This window comes from Streptomyces yongxingensis, from assembly GCF_055597465.1.
The window spans coordinates 4,210,160-4,229,641 of record NZ_CM145717.1 but is presented as its reverse complement, the minus strand read 5'-3'; the positions used below and the strand labels follow the sequence as shown (position 1 = coordinate 4,229,641).

The 19,482-nt window shown below is 69.8% G+C and carries 21 protein-coding genes; 10 read left to right on the top strand and 11 right to left on the bottom strand.

Annotation, left to right across the window (positions count from 1 at the left end):
• Positions 1-5 precede the first annotated feature (5 nt).
• Complete coding sequence (locus ACZ6TD_RS17705; RefSeq protein ID WP_137979473.1) at positions 6-494, top strand: MarR family winged helix-turn-helix transcriptional regulator; 489 nt, start codon at positions 6-8, stop codon at positions 492-494.
• A gap of 3 nt (positions 495-497) precedes the next feature.
• Here ACZ6TD_RS17705 and ACZ6TD_RS17700 read toward each other — a convergent pair whose 3' ends face one another.
• Positions 498-707: a DUF397 domain-containing protein gene (locus ACZ6TD_RS17700; protein ID WP_471355076.1), complete on the bottom strand. Its 210-nt coding sequence runs from the start codon at positions 705-707 to the stop codon at positions 498-500.
• The gene (locus ACZ6TD_RS17695) at positions 700-1,560 is read right to left on the bottom strand and encodes a helix-turn-helix domain-containing protein (protein WP_471355073.1); all 861 of its coding nucleotides are present in this window, start codon (positions 1,558-1,560) and stop codon (positions 700-702) included. The genes ACZ6TD_RS17700 and ACZ6TD_RS17695 overlap by 8 nt, the downstream gene beginning before the upstream one ends.
• Before the next feature lie 152 nt (positions 1,561-1,712).
• Between ACZ6TD_RS17695 and ACZ6TD_RS17690 the strand changes: the two genes are divergently transcribed.
• Complete coding sequence (locus ACZ6TD_RS17690) at positions 1,713-2,207, top strand: ATP-binding protein (RefSeq protein ID WP_471355071.1); 495 nt, start codon at positions 1,713-1,715, stop codon at positions 2,205-2,207.
• On the opposite strand, the gene ACZ6TD_RS17685 is transcribed toward ACZ6TD_RS17690, so the two are convergent.
• On the bottom strand, positions 2,204-2,857 hold the full coding sequence (locus ACZ6TD_RS17685) for a hypothetical protein (protein WP_471355069.1): 654 nt from the start codon (positions 2,855-2,857) through the stop codon (positions 2,204-2,206). The two genes, ACZ6TD_RS17690 and ACZ6TD_RS17685, sit on opposite strands and share 4 nt — an antisense overlap.
• Positions 2,858-2,930: 73 nt before the next feature.
• Entirely contained in the window at positions 2,931-3,500 is a 570-nt protein-coding gene (locus ACZ6TD_RS17680) for a TetR family transcriptional regulator (protein ID WP_471355068.1), read from the bottom strand.
• A gap of 119 nt (positions 3,501-3,619) precedes the next feature.
• On the opposite strand from ACZ6TD_RS17680, the gene ACZ6TD_RS17675 reads away from it, so the two are divergent.
• Positions 3,620-4,531: an SDR family oxidoreductase gene (locus tag ACZ6TD_RS17675; protein ID WP_471355066.1), complete on the top strand. Its 912-nt coding sequence runs from the start codon at positions 3,620-3,622 to the stop codon at positions 4,529-4,531.
• A gap of 104 nt (positions 4,532-4,635) precedes the next feature.
• Here ACZ6TD_RS17675 and mctP read toward each other — a convergent pair whose 3' ends face one another.
• The 3 genes from mctP to ACZ6TD_RS17660 all read right to left on the bottom strand — a co-directional run bounded on the left by mctP (position 4,636) and on the right by ACZ6TD_RS17660 (position 7,502).
• Positions 4,636-6,249, bottom strand: coding sequence for a monocarboxylate uptake permease MctP (mctP, locus tag ACZ6TD_RS17670; RefSeq protein ID WP_471355064.1), 1,614 nt, complete (start codon positions 6,247-6,249; stop codon positions 4,636-4,638).
• Positions 6,246-6,506, bottom strand: coding sequence for a DUF3311 domain-containing protein (locus tag ACZ6TD_RS17665; RefSeq protein WP_164436459.1), 261 nt, complete (start codon positions 6,504-6,506; stop codon positions 6,246-6,248). Before ACZ6TD_RS17665 ends, mctP begins: the two co-directional genes overlap by 4 nt.
• Before the next feature lie 201 nt (positions 6,507-6,707).
• Complete coding sequence (locus ACZ6TD_RS17660; protein ID WP_471357818.1) at positions 6,708-7,502, bottom strand: GntR family transcriptional regulator; 795 nt, start codon at positions 7,500-7,502, stop codon at positions 6,708-6,710.
• Between the two features lie 274 nt (positions 7,503-7,776).
• Here ACZ6TD_RS17660 and ACZ6TD_RS17655 point away from each other — a divergent pair, with 274 nt between their 5' ends.
• The 6 genes from ACZ6TD_RS17655 (at position 7,777) to ACZ6TD_RS17630 (ending at position 15,391) form a co-directional block, all read left to right on the top strand.
• Complete coding sequence (locus ACZ6TD_RS17655) at positions 7,777-9,048, top strand: extracellular solute-binding protein (protein WP_471355061.1); 1,272 nt, start codon at positions 7,777-7,779, stop codon at positions 9,046-9,048.
• A gap of 5 nt (positions 9,049-9,053) precedes the next feature.
• Entirely contained in the window at positions 9,054-10,055 is a 1,002-nt protein-coding gene (locus tag ACZ6TD_RS17650; RefSeq protein ID WP_471355060.1) for a carbohydrate ABC transporter permease, read from the top strand.
• The gene (locus ACZ6TD_RS17645) at positions 10,052-10,882 is read left to right on the top strand and encodes a carbohydrate ABC transporter permease (protein ID WP_471355057.1); all 831 of its coding nucleotides are present in this window, start codon (positions 10,052-10,054) and stop codon (positions 10,880-10,882) included. Before ACZ6TD_RS17650 ends, ACZ6TD_RS17645 begins: the two co-directional genes overlap by 4 nt.
• A gap of 9 nt (positions 10,883-10,891) precedes the next feature.
• Positions 10,892-12,451 carry a glycoside hydrolase family 3 protein gene (locus ACZ6TD_RS17640; protein WP_471355055.1) on the top strand — a complete coding sequence of 520 codons (1,560 nt, stop codon included), beginning with the start codon at positions 10,892-10,894 and terminating at the stop codon, positions 12,449-12,451.
• 54 nt (positions 12,452-12,505) lie between these two features.
• Positions 12,506-13,576: an SIS domain-containing protein gene (locus tag ACZ6TD_RS17635; RefSeq protein WP_037962906.1), complete on the top strand. Its 1,071-nt coding sequence runs from the start codon at positions 12,506-12,508 to the stop codon at positions 13,574-13,576.
• A gap of 345 nt (positions 13,577-13,921) precedes the next feature.
• Positions 13,922-15,391 carry a sensor histidine kinase gene (locus ACZ6TD_RS17630; protein ID WP_471355053.1) on the top strand — a complete coding sequence of 490 codons (1,470 nt, stop codon included), beginning with the start codon at positions 13,922-13,924 and terminating at the stop codon, positions 15,389-15,391.
• Between the two features lie 182 nt (positions 15,392-15,573).
• Here ACZ6TD_RS17630 and ACZ6TD_RS17625 read toward each other — a convergent pair whose 3' ends face one another.
• Complete coding sequence (locus tag ACZ6TD_RS17625) at positions 15,574-15,831, bottom strand: WhiB family transcriptional regulator (protein ID WP_014054815.1); 258 nt, start codon at positions 15,829-15,831, stop codon at positions 15,574-15,576.
• A gap of 319 nt (positions 15,832-16,150) precedes the next feature.
• A complete protein-coding gene (locus ACZ6TD_RS17620) occupies positions 16,151-17,119 on the bottom strand; it encodes a diacylglycerol/lipid kinase family protein (RefSeq protein ID WP_037962912.1) in 969 nt (322 codons plus the stop codon).
• A gap of 80 nt (positions 17,120-17,199) precedes the next feature.
• On the opposite strand from ACZ6TD_RS17620, the gene ACZ6TD_RS17615 reads away from it, so the two are divergent.
• The gene (locus ACZ6TD_RS17615) at positions 17,200-17,748 is read left to right on the top strand and encodes a hypothetical protein (protein ID WP_471355051.1); all 549 of its coding nucleotides are present in this window, start codon (positions 17,200-17,202) and stop codon (positions 17,746-17,748) included.
• Positions 17,749-18,021: 273 nt separating this feature from the next.
• On the opposite strand, the gene ACZ6TD_RS17610 is transcribed toward ACZ6TD_RS17615, so the two are convergent.
• Entirely contained in the window at positions 18,022-18,927 is a 906-nt protein-coding gene (locus ACZ6TD_RS17610; RefSeq protein WP_086886059.1) for an RNA polymerase sigma factor SigF, read from the bottom strand.
• Between the two features lie 17 nt (positions 18,928-18,944).
• The gene (locus ACZ6TD_RS17605) at positions 18,945-19,358 is read right to left on the bottom strand and encodes an ATP-binding protein (RefSeq protein ID WP_014054819.1); all 414 of its coding nucleotides are present in this window, start codon (positions 19,356-19,358) and stop codon (positions 18,945-18,947) included.
• Between the last annotated feature and the right edge of the window lie 124 nt (positions 19,359-19,482).

The window sequence follows — 19,482 nt, the reverse complement described above, 5'->3', positions numbered from 1 at the left end:
GGGCCATGGCCACACGACGCCAGCGGCAGGTCACGCAGCGACGGCTGCATGAATCGATCATCGACCTCATCGCGATCATGAACCAGCCGCACCGGGACGAGATCCTCATCGCCGAAGCGGGCATCCAGCTCGACCGCGCGCTCTTCCCGCTGATCGTGGGCATCCACCGGTTCGCCCCGATCGGCGTGGTCGAGCTCGCCGACCGAGCGGGCCGCGACCACACCACGGTCAGCCGCCAGGTCGCGAAGCTCGCGGAGTTGGGCCTGGTGGAGCGCCGCCCCAGCGCGGAAGACCGCCGCGTCAAGGAAGCCCTCCTCACGGAGGAGGGTCGCCGCGTCATCGACGCGATCGACGCCGCGCGCGGTCGCCTCAACCAGCCGGTGTTCGAGCAGTGGAGCGACCGGGATCTGGTGGAGCTGGAACGGCTCATGCGGCGCTACGTGAACGACCTGGTCGGCTGGTCCGCGGCCGAGAAGGCCGCGGACGACCGCTGATCCTTACGCTGTGCCGAGGTGGTCGAGCCGCCCTGCCTTCGCGCTGCGTATGAGGGCGCCGAGGGCGGTGGGGGTGGTGGTGAGGATGGTCTCGGGTTCGTCGCTTTCGCGGAGCCGGATGGTGGCGTTGTCGAGTGCGGAGATGTAGAGGCAGGCGTTTCCTTCGGAGCTGTACGAGGACTTTCGCCAGTCGCGAGCGGACAACTCATTCACCTTCCAGGGTGCTGACGATCTTCCGGATGAAGTCACGGGATTGGTTCTCTGGCAGAGCGACCGCCTCCATGCGATCCAGCACGACGCGATACTTCTCCAGCTGGGCCGCTGCATCGAGGAGTTCGGAGCCATACTCCGCATCGAGTTGCACCGTGTCCAGCTGAGGGACAGGCCCGGTGGCGTAGCAAACGGACTGTCCCGATCCCGGGAACGACCCGGCGTCGAAGGGGATCACCAGCACTTTGATGTGATCGTGCTCGCTCATGTCGAGGATGTGCCGGAGCTGTGCTCGTGCGATGTCCGGTCCGCCGAAGCGCATCCGCAGGGCAGCCTCATGGACGATCGCCGTATAGGGCGTCGGCTTGTCCCGATAGAGGATGGCCTGGCGTTTTACGCGGTGCGAGACGCGGTGTTCCACGTCTGGAGGAGGCAGAGCAGGCACGGCCTGCCGGAAGATCTCCCGAGCATGCTCGGACGTTTGCAGCAGGCCGGGGATGTGGGCGATGTAGGCCGTGCGCAGCGCAACAGCGTGGTGTTCGAGTTCGGCGAGGTCGAGCAAGCCGGTGGGCAGGGTTTCCCGGTACTCCTCCCACCAGCCGCGCTTGCGCTGTGCCGCCATGTCGATGAGCGCCGCGATCAGGGCTTCGTCCCCGCACGAGTAGTTCCGCGCCAGTGCTCGCAGGCGCTCCGCGCTGACTCCGAACCGGCTCGCCTCGATGTTGCTGATGGCCGTCTGATTGGTGCCGAGCAGGCGCCCGGCCTCGGTCGACGTCAAACCGGCGCGCTCCCGAAGCCTGCGCAGCTCGGTGCCGAGGCGGAGTTGGCGTGCTGTCGGAACACTTCTCTGGGGCATTCGCCGATTCTCTCTGCTCATGCGCAACAGGCGCGTCACTCACACGAGTGGTATCCCAAGCACTTCTATCGATGGCGTCGAATACCTTATGTGGTCGGAGCTACGGTGTGTGCCCGGACACAGTCCAACTCCACGCACAAACCGGAGACTTCATGCCCACCGCAGCAACGGAAACCCCCTGGTCCTACTCCCTACGCCTGCCCCATGACCCCCGCGCCGTAGCCATCGCCCGGACTACCCTCCGTGCGGTCCTCGCCCGGCACGGGCTGGGCGAACTCACCGACCCCGCGACCCTCGTCGCGAGCGAGATGGTCACCAACGCCTACCGCCACACCACCGGCCCGGCCGAAATGCGTGTCCGCGCCGTGGAGGAGGGGCGTCTGCGGATCAGCGTGTGGGACACCAATCCGGACATCCCGCCGCCCTTCGACAAGCCCCCGGCCCTCTTCGACCGCTCGTCCGCCCTCGCGGAGGCCGCCGCGAACACCGAGGCCACCTACGGCCGTGGACTCCTCATCGTCCGGATCTGCGCCGACAACTGGGGCGGTTACGCCCTCGCCGACGAGCTCTTCGGGCGGAGCGGCAAGCTGCTCTGGTTCGAACTCGCACCGCAACACACCTGCGACGCCTTCGAGATCGTCGCCTAACGCCCACCGGGCGTCATAGCGGGTGGGAAGGAGTTCAGTTCCGGCTCTCCGTAGGAGTCGTACGATTCCTCCTTCTCCTGGCTCCAGTCCGGGTCCATCGCGCAGGGCCCGCTGCTGCCCCCGCCGAGTCGCCGGAACTCCGCCTCCCACCTGATCCCGGTGCTGAAGCCGCCGTCGCGCTCGGCCTTGACGCTCCACTCCTCGAGCTGCTCGTCCTTGCCGAATCGCGTGATGCGCCACCCCTCCGCCTTGAGGTGATCCCGCACCCTGCGCAGCGCGGGCAGTGCCTCCGCCCGGTCCACCTTTCCGATCGACCACCCGTGGATCAGCTGGTACGCGCCTTCCACGGGCGGGTCGGCGAAGCTGAACAGGCCGTCCGGGTAGCAGTAGTTGGAGTCGTAGGTGTTGTGGTTGTCGACATCGACGTAACCGCCTTCCACGGTGCGGTCGATGCCGAGCGCGGCGTAGGCGTCCCGGGAGTACCCGGAGAGCTGACGCGCCCGCTTCTCGGGGTCGACGTCGGGATACGTGGAATCGGTGCCCGCGTAGGCGAGCCCGGCGAGTCCGGCCACGGCCAGTGCCAGCACGCTGGTGCACCCGACGCGCCACCCATCGCCGCCCTTTCTGGCGGGCGCCTCACTTTCGGTCATATACCGGACGGTAGGTCCCGGCCCCGGTGTCCCGGATCCGCGCGGCCGCTCAGGACGGCCTAGGTACCAGTACTCACGTTCGGACGGTCGCGGAGAGGTCGCGCAGATCGTCGAAGGCCCGGAGGAGGTGTGCGTCCAGGCTCTGTGCGGGGTCGTCGATCCAGGCCCCGGCCGCGTGGTGGAAGGTGGCCCAGCCGGTCTGGGCGGCCAGGTCGGCCAGCCGGTCGGCGACACCGCGCTGCCGCAGCGCCGCCGCCACGGCTTCGGTGAGGGACGCCGCCTTGGCCAACTCGCGTTCGCGGAGTGTCGGCGTCGCCGCGATGATCGCCAGCCGTGGTTCGGAGAACGCGCGGTTCTCCTCGAGGATCCGTCCGGCGTTCCGGAAGGCGTGGAGCAGTATCTCCAGCGGTCGCAGGCCGTCGGGCGCCTCGGCCACCTCCCGCGTCAGCGTGGCGCGCAGGTCGGCTTCGCCGTCGAAGAGCACCTCGCGCTTGTCGGGGAAGTGCCGGAAGAACGTGCGCTCGTTGACACCGGCCCGCGCGGCGATCTCGGCCGTGGTGGTCCGGTCGAATCCGCGCTCCCGGTACAGCTCCAGGGCCGCCTGCTGAAGGCGGCGACGCGCTTCTGCTCCGCTCCGTGGCACGCCCCGAGGTTACCGCACATGCCAGTGACTGACACTTCGTTGCGTCAGTGACTGGCGCTACCGTAGGGTCAGTGACTGGCGCTAAGTAGCGCCAGTCACTGACATTAAGTGGGAGTCCCATGCATGTCTTCGTTACCGGTGGTTCCGGCCTGACCGGCCCCACCGTCGTCGCCGAGCTCATCGCCGCCGGTCACACCGTCACCGGTCTGGCGCGCTCGGACACCGCCGCCGCCCGGCTGGAGTCGCTGGGCGCCACACCGCACCGTGGCTCCCTGGAAGACCTCGACAGCCTGCGGAGCGGTGCCGAGGCCGCCGACGGCGTCCTGCACATGGCCTTCGGCGGCGACTTCGCCGACCCCGACGACCTGGAGCGGCGCGACCGGACCGCGATCGAGGCGCTTGGCGGGGCGCTGGCGCACTCGGGCAAGCCGTTCGTCTCCACCTCCGGCACGCTGGTCATGCCCGGCGGGCGGGAGAGCACCGAGAAGGACGAGCCCGACGCGGCAGGGATCGGCGGCTTCCGGATCCCGGGCGAGCGAGCCTGCCTGGGCTTCGCCGCCCAGGGGGTACGCGCGAGCGTGGTCCGGCTCGCTCCGACCGTCCACGGCCCCGGGGACTACGGCTTCATCGGCATGCTCATCGCCACCGCCCGGAAGACCGGCGTCTCGGCCTACGTCGGCGACGGCGGCAACCGGTGGCCGGCGGTCCATCGGCTCGACGCGGCCGTCCTGTTCCGCCTGGCGCTGGAGAAGGCCCCGGCGGGGAGTGTGCTGCACGGGGCGGCCGAGAGCGGCGTCCGCTTCAAGAGCATCGCGGAGACGATCGCCCGGGGCCTCGGCCTGCCCACGGTCTCCCTGACCCCCGAGGAGGCCGCCACGCATTTCCCCAGCCCGGCCATGGCCACTTTCTACGGCTTCGACGCGCCCGTCTCCAGCGCCCACACCCGGGAGCTGCTCGGCTGGACGCCCACGCATCCGACCCTGCTCGAGGACGTGGAACACGGCGACTACCTGGCCGCACCGGCCTCGTGACGCCTGACATCGGCGCCGTACGCACGCGAACGGGCCGTCGGCTCCCCGAAAGGAGCCGACGGCCCGTTCGCCGTCATCGATCCGCGCGGCCCGCCGCCAAGGCGTCAGTGGCCGCCCGGGGCGCCCGCCGTGGCGGGCGGGAGGTCGACCTGGACGCCCGGGTCGCCCGCGTCCGCCTTGTAGTCGGCGGAGGACGTCTCGTCCACGCCGTCCGGGGCCTTGACCGCCCGCAGGATCAGCGTCAGGACGACCGTGACCACCACGTTGAGCACGAAGGCGGTGAGGCCGATGTAGCCGATCTCGCCGATACCGGGCACATCCGCGGTGTTGCCGAAGTGCTTCTGGGTGCCGCTCGGGGTGTCGTACGCCTTCCACGTTCCGTAGACCATGCCGACCGCCCAGCCCGCCAGCAGCGCCCAGCGGTGGAACCAGCGGGTGAACAGGCCGCCCACCAGGGCCGGGAAGGTCTGGAGGATCCAGATCCCGCCCAGCAACTGGAAGTTGATCGCGACGGTCTTGTCCATGCCCAGCACGAAGATCAGCGCACCGACCTTCACCAGCAGCGAGACCAGTTTGGAGACCTTGGTCTCCTCCTCGGCCGTGGCGTTCGGCCGAAGGAAGTCCTTGTAGATGTTGCGGGTGAAGAGGTTCGCCGCGGCGATCGACATGATGGCCGCCGGGACGAGCGCGCCGATGCCGATCGCGGCGAAGGCGACGCCCGTGAACCAGTCGGGGAACATGTTCTCGAAGAGCTGGGGGATGGCGAGCTGGCCGTTCTCGACCTTCACCCCGGCGGCGATGGCCATGAAGCCCAGCAGCGCCAGCAGCCCCAGCATCAGCGAGTACAGCGGCAGGATCGTGGTGTTGCGGCGGATCACCTCACGGCTGCGGCTGGAGAGCGTCGCCGTGATCGAGTGCGGATACATGAACAGCGCGAGGGCCGAGCCCAGGGCCAGCGTGCCGTACGCCCATTGGCCCTCCGCCGCGGGTGCGAGCCCGCCCGCGCCGGCCTTGGTGAACTTGTCGTTCGCCGCGCTGAAGATGTCGTCGAAGCCACCCAGCTTGATCGGGATGTAGATGATCGCCACCGCGATGACGATGTAGATCAGGGTGTCCTTGACGAACGCGATCAGCGCGGGGGCGCGCAGACCCGAGGAGTAGGTGTAGGCCGCGAGCACACCGAAGGCGATCAGCAGCGGCAGGTCCTTGATGAACCAGTTGGTGTTCTCCCCGCCGCCGACGCCCATCACGTCCAGCACCGCCTGGATGCCCACCAACTGGAGGGCGATGTACGGCATGGTGGCGAGGATGCCGGTGATCGCGACGGCCAGCGAAAGACCCTTGGAGCCGAAGCGGCCGCGGACGAAGTCCGAGGTGGTGACGTACCCGTGCTTGTGGGACACCGACCAGAGCCGGGGCAGGAAGGTGAAGATCAGCGGGTAGACCAGGATGGTGTACGGGACCGCGAAGAATCCGGCCGCGCCCGTCGCGTAGATCGCGGCCGGGACGGCGACGAAGGTGTACGCGGTGTACAGGTCGCCGCCGAGCAGGAACCACGTGATCCAGGTGCCGAAGCTGCGGCCGCCCAGCCCCCACTCGTCGAGGTTGTTGGCGTTCTCGGCGGCGCGCCAGCGCGCGGCCAGGAAGCCCATGACCGTGACGGCCACGAAGAAGAAGATGAAGACGGCGAGCGCGACGCCGTTCACTCCGTCGTTCATGCGGAGTCACCCCCCTTGCGCTCCCGCCGCTCACGGCGGACCAGGACGTAGGCGACCGAGGTCAGCACGGCCGAGACCGGCACCCAGAGCATCTGGTACCAGTAGAAGAACGGGATCCCGATGAAGGTCGGCTCGACCTTGCCGTACGAACCGACCCAGAGCATCCCGACGAACGGGGCGATCAGGCACAGAGCGGCCACGACGCGCGTGGGCGTCACGACCGGTCTCCTGCCGGGTGAAGCGGACGTGTCTGACATGTGGCGGGCTCCAGTCCCCTCGGCTCATCACCTGCGTCACAGTCGATCACCTGGATCAGAGCTGATCATTTGTGTAATGCGCAGGAAATCTAAGCCCGGGGCCCGGCGGTCGTCACTACCCGTCCGTATATCGGTATGAGAAAGATAGCCGGTCAGCCGTATCACGGCCCCCGGCCGGTGGCGCGGCCCCAGTGACCTGGCTCAGTCGTTCGGCCGCTGGAGCCGGGCCACGAACTTGTAGCGGTCCCCGCGGTAGACCGACCGCACCCACTCCACCGGCTCCCCGGACGCGTCCCGCGAGTGCCGCGAGAGCATCAGCATCGGCAGCCCCACGTCCGTGCCCAGCAGCCCCGCCTCGCGCGGGGTGGCCAGCGAGGTCTCGATGGTCTCCTCGGCCTCGGCCAGCCGGACGTCGTACACCTCGGCCAGCGCCGTGTAGAGCGAGGTGTACTTCACCAGGCTGCGGCGCAGCGCGGGGAAGCGCTTGGCGGACAGGTGGGTGGTCTCGATCGCCATCGGCTCACCGCTGGCCAGCCGCAGCCGCTCGATGCGCAGCACCCGCCCGCCGGCGGCGATGTCCAGCAGCCCGGAGAGCCGGTCGTCGGCGGTGACATAGCCGATGTCCAGCAACTGGGAGGTGGGCTCCAGGCCCTGGGCCTTCATGTCCTCGGTGTACGAGGTGAGTTGCAGCGCCTGGGAGACCTTGGGCTTGGCCACGAACGTGCCCTTGCCCTGGATCCGCTCCAGGCGCCCCTCGACGACCAGTTCCTGGAGCGCCTGGCGCACGGTGGTGCGCGAGGTGTCGAACTCCGCGGCCAGGGTGCGCTCCGGTGGGACCGGGGTGCCCGGCGGCAGGGTCTCGGTCATCTCCAGCAAGTGGCGCTTGAGGCGGTAGTACTTCGGGACGCGCGCGGTGCGTGCCCCATTGGAGCCGTTGCCGTCGTTCTCGGCCGTCGTGGTGGCCGCCGCTGCCGCCGTTGCCCCCTCGGTGTCCATCGCGCGCCCTTCCGACTCCTGGTCCGCTGCCGTCACCGGCGTCCACCGCCGTCACCGGTCTCTTGAAATCCAGCCTCTTGAAATCCAGCGCCTCACATCGTGGCACGGTCCCGGCTCCGGACGGCCGCTCGGTCCGGATGTCGGGAAGTGTCGGTCCGGTAACGGAGCCTCCGACGACTCTTATACACCCTTGACACCCCAAAAGGTCTAGGCCAAGCTGCGGGCACTGGTCTGGACCATTAAACCCCTGATCCGGCCTTCTGAGGAGAGTGCTGTGAAGCGTGGGCTCATAGCGGCGACGGGTGTCGCGGCAATGCTGGTATCCGTCGCGGCCTGTGGGTCCGACGGCGATGACGACAAGGCCGGAGCGGACGGTTTCAAGGGGCAGACCCTCACCGTCTGGGCGATGGACGGCTCCACGCCGGACGGCTGGACGAAGGATGTCAAGGCCGCTTTCGAGAAGAAGACGGGCGCCAAGCTGAAGCTGGAGATCCAGCAGTGGAACGGCATTCAGCAGAAGGTGACCACCGCGCTCTCGGAGTCCGACCCGCCGGATGTGCTGGAGATCGGCAACACCCAGACCCCGTCCTACGCACAGACCGGCGGACTGGCCGAACTCGGTGACCTGAAGAAGTCGATCGGCGCCGACTGGTCGGAGTCGCTCAACAAGTCCGCGGTCTACGACGGCAAGCAGTACGCGGCGCCGTGGTACGCGGCCAACCGGGTCGTCCTCTACAACAAGAAGATCTGGGCCGAGGCCGGGATCAAGGACACCCCCAAGACCCGTACCGAGTTCTTCCGTGACCTCGACACCATCGAGAAGAAGACCGACGCCGAGCCGATCTATCTCCCGGGCCAGAACTGGTACTTCTTCGACGGGCTGACCATCGGCACCGGCGCCGACCTGGTGAAGAAGGACGGCGACAAGTGGGTCTCCAACCTCGCCGACCCCAAGGTCGGCAAGGCCATGGACATCTACAAGCAGTACCAGTCCTTCAGCAAGGCCCCCAAGGACAAGGACGAGGCCACCCCGCAGCAGGGCGAGATCTTCGCCAAGGGCAAGACCGGCGCCTTCATCGGCATGGGCTGGGAAGCCGGGATCGCCATCAAGGCCAACCCGAAGATCGAGAAGGACATCGGCTACTTCACCATCCCGGGCGAGACCGCGGGCAAGCCCGAGGGCGTCTTCCTCGGCGGCTCCAACCTCGCGGTCGCCGCGGGCAGCGAGAAGCAGGAGCTGGCCAAGGAGTTCCTGAAGATCGCGCTCAATGACACCTACGAGGGACAGCTCGCCAAGGAAGGCGGTGTCATCCCCAACAAGGAGTCGCTCCAGGCGCAGCTCAAGGGCAACCCCGCCGCGCAGGCGGCCGCCCCGGCCGCCGCGACCGGCGGCACCACCCCGCTGATCCCCGAATGGGCAGCGGTGGAGAACGCCCCGAACCCCGTCAAGACCTATATGACCGCCGTGCTCACCGGTAAGTCGCCCGCCGAGGCGGCCAAGTCGGTCGAGGGCGAGATGAACAAGCGCCTCAGCCAGGAGCGTTGAGCCCGATGGCCGTAGCGACCGAACGCCAGGACCCCGGCCCGGCGGCGGCCGGGGTCCGCCGGGGCGGGGCACCGCCGGGGCCCCGCCGCCCGGCCCCGGGCGCCGCCGGGCGCGCACGGCTGACCGGCGCCGCCCCGTACCTCCTGCTGCTGCCCGCGCTGGCGGCGACCGCGCTGCTGCTGGGCTGGCCGCTGGTCAAGGACGGTCTGCTGTCGTTCCAGAACCTCAATATGCGGCAGCTGATCCAGCACCTCACCGAGTGGAACGGGGTCGACAACTACCGCGAGACGCTGACCAGCGAGGACTTCTGGCGGGTCACCCTGCGGTCGGTGATCTTCACTGCGGTCAACGTCGTGCTGATCATGCTGCTGGGCACCCTGGTCGGACTGCTGCTGGCCCGCCTCGGCAGCAAGATGCGGCTGCTGCTCTCGGTCGGTCTCGTGCTCGCCTGGGCCATGCCGCCCATCGCCGGTACCACCGTCTTCCAGTGGCTCTTCGCCGCCCGCTTCGGGGTGGTCAACTGGGTGCTGGACGCGCTCGGCTGGCACTCCATGGCGCACTACAACTGGACCGGCGGCCAGTTCTCCACCTTCTTCGTCGTCACCCTGCTGATCGTCTGGCAGTCGATCCCCTTCGTGGCGATCAACCTCTACGCCGCGACCACCACCATCCCCGGCGAGCTCTACGAGGCGGCCGCGCTCGACGGCGCCGGCGGCTGGAAGAGCTTCACCTCGGTGACCTTCCCCTTCCTCAAGCCGTTCCTGCTGGCCACGACGTTCCTCGAAGTCATCTGGGTCTTCAAGGCGTTCGCCCAGGTCTTCGCGATCAACGAGGGCGGCCCCGACCGGCTCACCGAGACCCTCCCCGTCTACGCCTTCATCGAGGGCGTCGGCAACCAGCACTACGGCATGGGCGCCGCGATCTCGCTGCTGACCATCGCGGTCCTGCTGGCGCTGACCTCCTACTACCTCCGGATCGTGCTCAGGCAAGAGGAGGACGAGCTGTGAAGCGCTCGCCGCTCGCCCGGCTGTGGCCCAACGCGACCGCCGTCGTGCTCTTTCTCGGCTTCGCGTTCCCCGTCTACTGGATGTTCACCACGGCCCTCAAGCCGACCTCGGACATCATCTCGGAAGACCCGGTGTGGTTCCCGACCGGAGCCACCCTGGAACACTTCCGGAAGGCCGTGGACGCGGAGAACTTCTGGACCCTGGTGGGCAACTCGCTCACCGTCACCCTCTCGGCGGTCGGCCTCTCCCTGCTGATCGCGCTGCTCGCGTCGTTCGCCCTCGCCCGGATGCGGTTCAAGGGGCGCCGCGGCTTCCTGGTGACGTTCATGATCGCGCAGATGGCGCCCTGGGAAGTCCTGGTCATCGCCATCTACATGCTGGTGCGCGACGGCGACATGCTGAACAGCCTGCTCCCGCTCACCCTGTTCTACATGGTCATGGTGCTGCCCTTCACCATCCTCACGCTCCGCTCCTACGTGGCCGCGATCCCCAAGGAGCTGGAGGAGTCGGCGATGGTCGACGGCTGCACCCGTCCGCAGGCGTTCATCCGGGTGATCTTCCCGCTGCTCGCCCCCGGCCTGATGGCCACCTCGCTCTTCGGCTTCATCACGGCCTGGAACGAATTCCCGCTCGTCCTCATCCTGAACAAGGACCCGGAGGCCCAGACGCTTCCGCTGTGGCTGTCCAGATTCCAGACCGCCTTCGGCGACGACTGGGGTGCCACCATGGCGGCAGCGTCGCTGTTCGCCATCCCGATCCTGCTCCTGTTCCTGTTTCTGCAACGCAAGGCGGTCGGTGGGCTCACTTCCGGCGCTGTGAAGGGATGATCCCGGTTTATGACGACCCTCGCACACGACTCGGCCACCCTCACCCGCGACGCTCTCACCGTTCTCCAGCCCGGCTTCACCGGAACCACCGCCCCCGACTGGGTGCTGCGGCGGCTCGGCGAGGGGCTCGCCTCCGTCGGCCTGTTCGGCCGGAACATCGCCACCCCCGAGCAGCTGGGCGCCCTCACCGCCCAGCTCCGCGCCGAGCGTGACGACGTCCTGGTGGCGATCGACGAGGAGGGCGGCGACGTCACCCGGCTGGAGGTGCGCACCGGCTCCTCCTTCCCCGGCAACCTGGCGCTCGGCGCCGTCGACGACCCGGAGCTGACCCGCGCCGTCGCCCGCGAGCTGGGCCGCCGCCTCGCCGAATGCGGCGTCAACCTCAACTGGGCGCCCTCCGCCGACGTCAACTCCAACCCCGACAACCCCGTCATCGGCGTGCGCTCCTTCGGCGCCGAGCCGGGGCTCGTGGCCCGGCACACCGCCGCGTACATCGAGGGCCTCCAGGGCGCCGGAGTGGCCGCCTGCACCAAGCACTTCCCCGGCCACGGCGACACCGCCGTCGACTCCCACCACGCCCTGCCGCGCATCGACGCCGGTCTGGACACCCTGACCGCCCGCGAACTGGTGCCCTTCCGCGCCGCCGTCGCCGCCGGGACCAAGGCCGTGATGAGCGCGCACATCCTGCTGCCCGCGCTCGACCCCGACCTGCCCGCCACCCTCAGCCCCGCCGCGCTGCACGGCCTGCTGCGCCGGCCTGTGGCCGACGGCGGACTCGGCTTCGACGGGATGATCGTCACCGACGGCATGGAGATGCGGGCCATCGCCGACGCGTACGGCATCGAGCGCGGCAGCGTCCTGGCGATCGCCGCGGGCGCCGACGCGATCTGCGTGGGCGGCGGGCTCGCCGACGAGGGCACCGTGCTGCGGCTGCGCGACGCGCTGGTCAGCGCCGTCATCGAGGGCCGGCTGGCGGAGGAGCGGCTGGCCGAGGCGGCGGCGCGGGTGCGCGCCCTGGGGGAGTGGACGCGGCGCTGCGGAGGACCGCGCGCGGCGCACGGCATCGAGCCCGCCGCGGGGGTGGGGCTCGCCGCCGCGCGCCGGGCGCTCAGAGTCACCCCGGCCGGGTCCTCGTACGAGCCCGTGACCGGACCCGCCTACGTGGCCGCCTTCACCCCGGTGGCCAACATCGCCGTCGGCGAGGAGACCCCCTGGGGCGTCGGCGCCGAACTGGCCCGGCTGCGCCCCGGCACCGGGGCCGCCACCTACGGGCGGCAGGACGCCGAGGCCCGGGGCGTCCACGGCCTGATCGAAAATATGCTCGACACCGCGGGGGACCGTAGGATCGTCGCTGTGGTCCGCGATGTCCACCGCCACCCCTGGATGGCCGACGCGCTGGACGCCCTGCTCACCGCCCGGCCGGAGACGGTCGTCGTGGAGATGGGCGTGCCCCAGGCGCCGCCCGCCGGGGCGCTGCACATCGCGACCCACGGCGCCGCCCGGGTATGTGGACGGGCGGCCGCGGAAGTGATCGTCGGCAACGGCGCCGGTGACCACCCCGGGGACTGACCCCTCAGCCCCCTCGGCCCGGCCCGGCACATCAGCCACCTGGAGGCACCCAGCATGTCCGCCACGACGACGGCCCAGCGCAGCGACCAGCCGGGCCGGATCATGTCCGGCGAGATGGCCGAGCAGCCCGCCGTGCTGCGCCGCATCCTCGACCAGGGCGCCCCGAGGATCCGCGAGGTCGCGGAGCGGATCGCCGCCCGCAACCCGCGCTTCGTCCTCCTCACCGCCCGGGGCACCTCGGACAACGCGGCGCTGTACGCCAAGTACCTGCTCGAGGTGCTGCTCGGCAAGCCCTGCGGTCTGACCTCCATGTCCACCACCACCGCGTACGGCGCCCAGCCGGACCTCACCGACGTCCTGGTGATCACCGTCAGCCAGTCCGGCGGCTCCCCGGACCTGGTGGCCTCCACCGAGGCCGCCCGCGCGGCCGGTGCGATCACCCTCGCGGTGACCAACAACGCCGACTCGCCGCTCGCGGCCGTCTCCGAATTCCACATCGACGTCCTGGCCGGGCCGGAGAAGGCGCTGCCCGCGACCAAGACCTACACTGCCGAACTGCTCGCCCTCTACCTCTTCGTGGAGGGGCTGCGCGGCGGCGACGGCGCGGCCGCCAAGGTGCTGCCCGACCTCGCGCAGCAGATCCTCGACCGCCAGGACGAGGTCCGGCAGCTCGCGGCGCGCTACCGCTTCGCCGAGCGGATGGTCCTCACCTCCCGGGGCTACGGCTACCCGACCGCCAAGGAAGCCGCCCTGAAGCTGATGGAGACCAGCTACATCCCGGCGCTCTCCTACTCCGGCGCCGATCTGCTGCACGGCCCGCTGGCCATGGTCGACAACATCTCGCCGGTGATCGCGATCGTCACCGAGGGCAAGGGCGGCCAGGCGCTGCAGCCGGTCCTGGAGCGGCTGCGCGGCCGGGGCGCGGACCTCGTGGTCATCGGCAGCGCGTCGGAGGTGGAGCGGGCCTCGGCGGGGTTCGCCCTGCCGACGGACGGCGTCGCCGAAGAGGTCCAGCCGATCCTGGAGATCCTGCCGCTGCAGATGCTGGCGTACGAGGTGACGATCGCGCGCGGGCAGGACCCGGACGCGCCGCGGGCGCTGGCGAAGGTGACGGAGACGCGCTGAGGCTTGCGGTGGGGCCCGCGGGGACACCGCGAGGCATACGGAAAAGGCTCCCGCGGCCTCGGCGAGGCGCGGGAGCCCGGGTGTGACACCCGCGGGCCGCGGCGCCAGGGCGGGACCCTCAACCCGCCCGGCACCGCAGCCCGGAGTTGCGTCGGCCGAGCGGCCGACCTGAGGACTCCCGGGCGGTCAGGGCAGAGCGCTCCGGGTTCCTCGATCCGCCCTCCTGTGCGGGGAGAGCGGAAGATCGCAGTGCTCGATATTCTGGACTAGACCACTGCTGTCTGTCCACGCTTATGCGCGAATAGGCTAATCCACCGGTGAGGGTAGGCTCACAACGTGCCCTCCATGAACGACCTCGTCCGCCAGCACACCGCACTCGACGATTCCGACCTCGAGTGGCTCCACCTGCTGGTCTCGGAGTGGCAACTGCTCTCCGACCTCTCCTTCGCCGATCTTGTGCTGTGGGTCCCCACCAGCGACGGCACCCGGTACGTCTCCGTGGCCCAGATGCGGCCGAACACCGGGCCCACCTCCTACCAGGACGACATGGTCGGCCATCTCGTTCCCCGCGGCCGCCGCCCCATGCTGGACGCCGCCCTGGACGAGGGCCGGATCGTCCGGGAGGGCGACCCCGAGTGGCGCGAGGAGGTGCCGGTCCGGGTGGAGTCCATCCCGGTCCGGCGGGAGAGCCGGGTCCTCGGGGTGATCGCGCGGAACACCAATCTGCTGACCGTACGGACCCCCAGCCGGCTGGAGCTCACCTATCTCCAGAGCGCGTCCGACCTCGCCCAGATGATCGCCGCGGGATCGTTTCCGTTCCCCAATCAGCAGGTCGACATGGACGCCTCACCGCGCGCGGGCGACGGGCTGATCCGGCTCGACGCGGACGGGGTGGTCCAGTACGCGAGCCCCAACGCGCTCTCCGCCTACCACCGGCTGGGCCTCGCCGCCGATCTCGTCGGCCACCACCTGGGCAGGACCACCGCCGAACTCGCGCCGGTGCGCGGCCCGGTGGACGAGGCGCTGGTCAAACTGGCCAGCGGCTGGGCGCCCCGGGAGTTCGAGGTCGAGGGCGGCGACGGGGTCATCCAGCTACGGGCCATTCCGCTCAAGCCCAAGGGGCTGCACATCGGCTCGCTGGTGCTGCTGCGGGACGTCACCGAACTGCGCCGCCGCGAGCGCGAGTTGATCACCAAGGACGCCACCATCCGGGAGATCCACCACCGGGTGAAGAACAACCTCCAGACGGTGGCGGCCCTGTTGCGGCTCCAGGCCCGCCGCATGGACTCGGTGCAGGGGCGGGAGGCGCTCAACGAGGCGGTGCGCAGGGTCGGCTCGATCGCCATCGTCCACGAGACCCTGTCGCAGAACCTGGACGAGCGGGTCGAGTTCGACGACATAGCCGACCGGGTGCTGGCGATGGTGGCCGAGATATCGCCCGGCAAGGTGACCGGCCGCCGCACCGGGCGGTTCGGCATCCTGGACGCCGAGGTGGCCACCCCGCTGTCCATGGTCCTCACCGAGGTGCTGCAGAACGCGCTGGAGCACGGCTTCGGACCGGGGGAGCAGGGCACGGTCGAGGTCTCGGCGGTGCGCGGCGGCAGCGGTGAGGAGAGCCGGCTGGCGGTGGTCGTCCAGGACGACGGGCGCGGACTGCCGGAGGGGTTCGACCCGCAGCGGGCCGGAAACCTGGGGCTTCAGATCGTCCGCACCCTGGTGGAGGGCGAGCTGGGCGGGACGTTCGACATGGTGCCCGCCCCGGAGCGCGGCACCCGGGTGATGCTGGACTTCCCGGTGGGTGAGGAGAAGCACTGATGTGCTGAGCACATCGGTGTCCGCATCGTTATCAGGACCGTTATCGGGGCCGTTATCGGGATTGTTATGAACCCGGAAAGCACTGAGCCCCGGACCCATCCGGTCCGGGGCTCAAAGCTCATGATGCTGTGCGCATGGGGGTTACTACGCGCTGCGGCTCGGGGGCCACGGGGTGCCGGACTTCAGGCGCTGGCGTTGCGTGCCCGGTTGCGAGCGGCACGGCGCTTCATGGCGCGGCGCTCGTCTTCGCTCATTCCACCCCAGACGCCGGAGTCCTGGCCGGACTCAAGCGCCCACTGCAGGCACTGCTCCATGACGGGGCAGCGGCGGCAGACGGCCTTGGCTTCCTCGATCTGCAGCAGCGCAGGACCGGTGTTGCCGATGGGGAAGAACAGCTCGGGGTCTTCCTCGCGGCAAACGGCGTTGTGACGCCAGTCCATGGCTGCTCCATCTCCTCGTATTGCGGGCTCGTTGCTTGTGAATGTGAACGCTTTCACGAATCCCCCCGCAAGCGTAGGGCCGCCGAACCAGTTGGGGCTGGTGCGGTCCTGTGGAATGAGGAGGGGGTTCGGGCTCTCAAGGGGGCCTTTCAGAAGGCCGTCCCGATCGCCAAGAAGAGACTCGCAAACCTCGGCGACGGATACAACCCCTTCCGGAAAGTTTTTTTTGATTCCTTGGTGTCGGCTCGGTCACAGCCGTACTTCCGGTGGGTGGAGTCCAGGCTAAACGTTCGACTGGAAGGACTTTTTGCGGTCTCACTCACACAATCACACGCAGTGCACGGCGTACGCCTGTGAACGTCACGCTCGTACGCAGTCCCAGATGGTCACCGTCCATCTGGAACGGCAGTGGCGCCTGGGATTGCAAGGTGAAGTCCGTCAGATCGTGGAGCGCCACCACATGCTTCCCGCGGGGCCCGCGCTCGGGCGTCGACATCAGCAGTTGGGTCGCGTAGCGGGTCATCGCCGGCGCCGACAGCTTGGCGAGTCCCAGCACGTCGAGGGCGGTGTCGAAGGACGCCTGGGGCGCCGCGTAGACCGGGCGGTTGCCCAGAAAGGTCCACGGGGAGGTGTTGCAGACTATCGACAGCGCCAGCTCCTCGATCGGGTCCTCGCCCGGCCGCCCGATCGTGATGGTGCCCTGTCGCCGGTGCGGCTCCCCCATGAACTGCCGCACCATCTGCCGTATGTAGAGGGCGTGGGTGGACCGCTTGCCGCGCTCGCGCTGCTGCTCGACCCGGCCGATGACGCTCGCGTCGAAGCCGAGCCCGGCGCAGAAGGTGAACCAGCGGGCCGGGACCGACTCGTCCCGGGTGCCCGGGGTGCCGCCCGCGAGCCCGAGGCCCACGGTGCGTTCGGTGCCGTCCCTCAGCGCGTCCAGCAGGGCGCCGGTCGCCTCGACGGCGTCATTGGGCAGCCCGAGCGCGCGGGCGAAGACATTGGTGGAGCCGCCGGGCACGACCGCGAGCCGGGGCAACTCCTGCGGGGCGGGGCCATGGTGCAGCAGTCCGTTGACGACCTCGTTGACGGTGCCGTCGCCGCCGAACGCCACGACCAGTTCATGAGTGCCGCCGTCGACCGCCCGCCGGGCCAGGTCGCGGGCGTGCCCCCGGTACTCCGTGGTCGCCACGTCCAGCTTCAGATCGCTGGCGAGCGCGTGGAACAGAACATCCCGGGTGCGGGCACTGGTGGTGGTTGCTGCCGGGTTGACCACGAGGAGTGCGCGCATGCGCGCCAGCCTACCCATCCGGGACGACCGGCCCCAGGGGGGTAGGGTCCGGGCGCCTCGAGGACGGCTAGGCTGCTGGGGTGAGCAGTAAGAAGTCCGCTACCGCGAAGAAGGCGCAGAGGGCCACGGCGCGGAAGGCGACCGAGCGGAAGGCCACGGCCACGGGGCAGAAGGCCACGGCCCGGCCGGACGCCGGGGCCGCCCAGGCGACCGACGCCGCCGGCGCCGCGCCCACCGGGCCCCGCCCCGCCCGGCTGACCGCCGCCGCGGTGCTGGCCGCCGCGGAGGGCGTGGTGCTGCTGGGCTTCGGTGTCTACGTACTGATCATGGGACTGACCGGGAACCCGGAGAGCCCGCAGCAGGCGGAGATGCTCGGGGTCACCGTGCTGGCGCTGGCCCTGCTGCCGCTGTTGGCGGCCCGCGGGCTGTGGCTGCGGCGCCGCTGGAGCCGCGGCCCCGCGATGATCACCCAGTTGATGGCGCTGCCGGTGGCCTGGACGCTGCTGCAGAACGGCGGCGCGCTGATCGCCGCCGGAGTGGCCACCGGCGTCGCGGCCCTCGCCGTCCTGGCGCTGCTGATCAACCCGACGGCGACCGAGGCCCTCGGCATCGGCCCCCGCGACGCCTAGCCGGTCTCCGCCTGCGGCGGGCTGTTCCCCTCCCCGCCCCTTCCCACAACCGGGGCTCCGCCCCAGACCCCGGACGAGGCTGCCCCTGGCCCCGGGCGGGGGTTCTGTGCCCGACTCGGACCGGGGCATCCGCCCCTTCCCGTGGCCGTTGGTATGCGGCTTCGTCGCGTGGTGGGGCTCCGCCCCGATCCCGGGGTCCAGGGGCGGAGCCCCTGGTATCGGGAAGGGGCGGGGAGGGGAACAGCCCGCCGGGCGAGCCGTAGTGCTCGCTCGCTACTCCTCGACCAGCAGCTTGTCGCGCAACTGCGCGAGAGTGCGGGCCAGCAGCCGGGAGACATGCATCTGGGAGATGCCGACCTCCTGCGCGATCTGCGACTGCGTCATATTGCCGAAGAAGCGCAGCAGCAGGATCTTCTTCTCGCGCGGCGGCAGGTCCTCCAGCAGGGGTTTGAGCGACTCGCGGTACTCGACGCCCTCGAGCGCCTCGTCCTCCGCACCGAGGGTGTCGGCGACCGCCGGGGACTCGTCGTCCGTGTCCGGGACGTCCAGGGACAGGGTGCTGTAGGCATTGGCGGACTCCAGCCCCTCGAGCACCTCCTCCTCGGAGATGGACAGATGCTGGGCCAGCTCATGGACGGTCGGGGCGCGGCCATGGCGCTGGGAGAGCTCCGCGGTGGCCGTGGTCAGCGACAGCCGCAGCTCCTGAAGCCGGCGCGGCACCCGCACCGCCCAGCCCTTGTCGCGGAAGTGGCGCTTGATCTCGCCCACGACCGTGGGTGTCGCATAGGTGGAGAACTCCACACCGCGGTCCGGATCGAACCGGTCCACGGACTTGATCAGCCCGATGGTGGCGACCTGGGTGAGGTCGTCCAGCGGCTCACCGCGGTTGCGGAAGCGCCGGGCCAGGTGCTCCACCAGCGGCAGATGCATACGCACGAGGTTGTTGCGCAGCTCGGCCCGCTCGGCGGAGCCCTCCGGCAGCCGTCGCAGCTCGGCGAACATCGCCCGCGCGCCGCTCCGGTCCTGCGGATCGTGCTGCTGATGCACCTGCTCGTGCTGATCCATGTGGTCCGCCCGCTCTGGTCGGTCTCCTGCCGCCTCCGAGTCCGCGGGATGCGGCCGGGCCGGCGGGTGCGGGATGGCCGGGGTACCCACTCCCCGCGATGATGCAGTGCTCACGGAGCCCCCTTGTTCCGTCACGGCTGTCCGGGGCCGGCGCCGCGCTCCTTGTACAGGCTGATGCTGACCGTTCGGTCTTCGGCCACCGTCGAGTCCACCTTGCCCGCCAGTGCGGAGAGCACCGTCCAGGCGAAGGTGTCGCGCTCGGGGGCGCGCCCGTCGGTGGTGGGAGCCGAGACGGTCACCTGGAGTGCGTCGTCGATCAAGCGGAAGACGCAGCTCAGCACGGAGCCGGACACGGCTTGCTGCAGCAGGATCGCGCACGCCTCGTCGACGGCGATACGCAGATCCTCGATTTCGTCGAGGGTGAAGTCCAAGCGGGCTGCGAGGCCGGCGGTGGCCGTCCGCAGCACCGACAGATAGGCACCCGCAGCGGGCAGCCGGACTTCCACGAAGTCCTGGGTCCCGGGCTCGCCTGCGATCTGGGACACCCTCACCTCCAAGGTGACACAAGCTGATTGAGCTGAGCTGATTGGAGCGTCGGCCCCGAACCCTTATGGTGGAGGGTGGTACGGACCGACGCTGTATGTACTTTGGCTGCGACGCTATCGCGAT